At 35.7% G+C, this 1,472-nt stretch carries 5 protein-coding genes; 4 read left to right on the top strand and 1 reads right to left on the bottom strand.

Features of this window, described 5'->3' with window-relative positions; all coding sequences use genetic code 11:
- Nucleotides 1–226: 226 nt before the first annotated feature.
- Nucleotides 227–397, top strand: a complete 171-nt coding sequence (locus ACWD12_RS41015) for a putative transcriptional regulator (protein WP_003129910.1) — start codon at nucleotides 227–229, stop codon at nucleotides 395–397.
- A 28-nt stretch (nucleotides 398–425) separates the two neighbouring features.
- A complete protein-coding gene (locus tag ACWD12_RS41010; RefSeq protein WP_312257948.1) occupies nucleotides 426–641 on the top strand; it encodes a Thoeris anti-defense Tad2 family protein in 216 nt (71 codons plus the stop codon).
- Here the strand turns inward: ACWD12_RS41010 and ACWD12_RS41005 are convergent.
- Nucleotides 630–968 carry a hypothetical protein gene (locus tag ACWD12_RS41005; protein ID WP_312257949.1) on the bottom strand — a complete coding sequence of 113 codons (339 nt, stop codon included), beginning with the start codon at nucleotides 966–968 and terminating at the stop codon, nucleotides 630–632. The genes ACWD12_RS41010 and ACWD12_RS41005 overlap by 12 nt on opposite strands.
- Before the next feature lie 108 nt (nucleotides 969–1,076).
- On the opposite strand from ACWD12_RS41005, the gene ACWD12_RS41000 reads away from it, so the two are divergent.
- Together ACWD12_RS41000 and ACWD12_RS40995 are read left to right on the top strand one after the other, a co-directional pair.
- The gene (locus ACWD12_RS41000) at nucleotides 1,077–1,262 is read left to right on the top strand and encodes a helix-turn-helix domain-containing protein (RefSeq protein ID WP_003131971.1); all 186 of its coding nucleotides are present in this window, start codon (nucleotides 1,077–1,079) and stop codon (nucleotides 1,260–1,262) included.
- 114 nt (nucleotides 1,263–1,376) lie between these two features.
- Nucleotides 1,377–1,472, top strand: a 96-nt coding sequence (locus ACWD12_RS40995; protein ID WP_450103952.1) for a DUF1655 domain-containing protein, incomplete at its 3' end; no start/stop codon positions are given.

Genomic DNA, 1,472 nt, shown 5'->3' with positions numbered 1-1,472 from the left:
ATGACCGGGGTGTCCGACCTGGCCGACCGCCCGGTCGACGCGCTGTCCGGCGGGCCTTTTCTTGACAAACCACGAAAAGTGGACTATAATTAACTCATAAAGTCAAACAAGCGAACAAACAAAACAGTTGCGAAGCTTCTGTGAATGTAGTTACACGTTGTATTCAACTCAGCGTAAGTAGCAAGTTTGGCAAATAAAAAGCCCTCGCAGGCAAATGGAGGTTCTAATGGAACAAGTAGTTACGCATTACGGAGAAACTATTCAGCAGCATAGTGTTGAGTGGTACAAAAAACAACTGTTAAAAGATTTTTCTGTTCAATTTATCAAAGACTCTTTATTGCCTCAGTTATTTGAATGGTCAAATGCTTATAAAGCAGCAGTTGAACTGACAAAATAAAAAGCCCGATTGGGCTAGGAGGTGGAAAATGGATATTATCGAAGCAACGAAAAAATCAGTAGAACTCAACAAAGCTATTTATCGAAAATCTCATCAAAGCACTATGTATTTACCAACCGACACGGCGGATTGTTGCTTAATGTTTGGAATGGGAGAAAATAAAAAAAGGTCAGAACGTTTATCGGTTCGTTGGAATCCGAAGCAGTCTGACCTACTAGCTAATGACTGGACGTTAGAAAATTAAACTCTTAAGTTTAATGATAGAATCTAAGATTTTGTTAAAGTCTTTTGCAAATCTGTTTTCCATTTCAACAATTGATTTATTTGTTAAAAATATTTGAGTTGCAGTGTTGTTTCCATAAGTACAGTCTAAAAACCCCTGAGTATCTAGCTCCATTATAGAGTTATAAAAATCATCGTAAAGCATTTCTGAAAACAACTCATCATAAACAAATTGTGCATACTTGAATTCTTTAGCTTGAATTTTAGAAATTCCATTGTTACTTCTATCTAAATACTCTTTATAAAGAGTTTGCAAAACAAATTTCGTTTCATTGGTTAATTCATCCATAACACTCCCCCTTTCTATAAACATTGAATACAAAAACTAATGCCTTAGAATTGTAAACGTTTATATTATACACCCAGTTTACTACCGAAAACAAGAAAGGTCATAAAAATGTGGGACAAAATCAAACAACAATTAGACAAACAAGGCATAACCGAGTACCGCCTTGCCAAAATGACAGGCATAAGCCCTCAGCAGTTACACCAAATTAAAAAACGCAATACAAAAAACCCGAAATGGCTCACAGTCGTTAAGATTGCGGAGGCATTAGGAGTTAGTTTAGATGAATTTAAATAATCGTACAAAAAAAGCCGGACATCTCCCCAGATAAACGACTTTAAATATTAAGTAAGGCAAGCCTTGTAGGGCTTTGCTTTACTCTAATTATAACAAATTGGAGAATAAAAACAAATGAATAATACAGCAAACAAGGAAACATATATCCTTGATGATTCAATCGCCTTTGAAATCATGGACTTATTAAAAGCCAAAGCACGCCATATTATC

The sequence above is a fragment of the Streptodolium elevatio genome, assembly GCF_053592165.1.
The sequence above is the reverse complement of the archived record's forward strand: the minus strand, read 5'-3'. Positions and strand labels throughout refer to the sequence as shown.

Coding starts and splice junctions, on each gene's coding strand:
- ACWD12_RS41000 (WP_003131971.1), top strand. CDS start 1,077: ATGTGGGACAAAATCAAACAACAATTAGACAAACAAGGCATAACCGAG.
- ACWD12_RS41005 (WP_312257949.1), bottom strand. CDS start 968: ATGGATGAATTAACCAATGAAACGAAATTTGTTTTGCAAACTCTTTAT.
- ACWD12_RS41010 (WP_312257948.1), top strand. CDS start 426: ATGGATATTATCGAAGCAACGAAAAAATCAGTAGAACTCAACAAAGCT.
- ACWD12_RS41015 (WP_003129910.1), top strand. CDS start 227: ATGGAACAAGTAGTTACGCATTACGGAGAAACTATTCAGCAGCATAGT.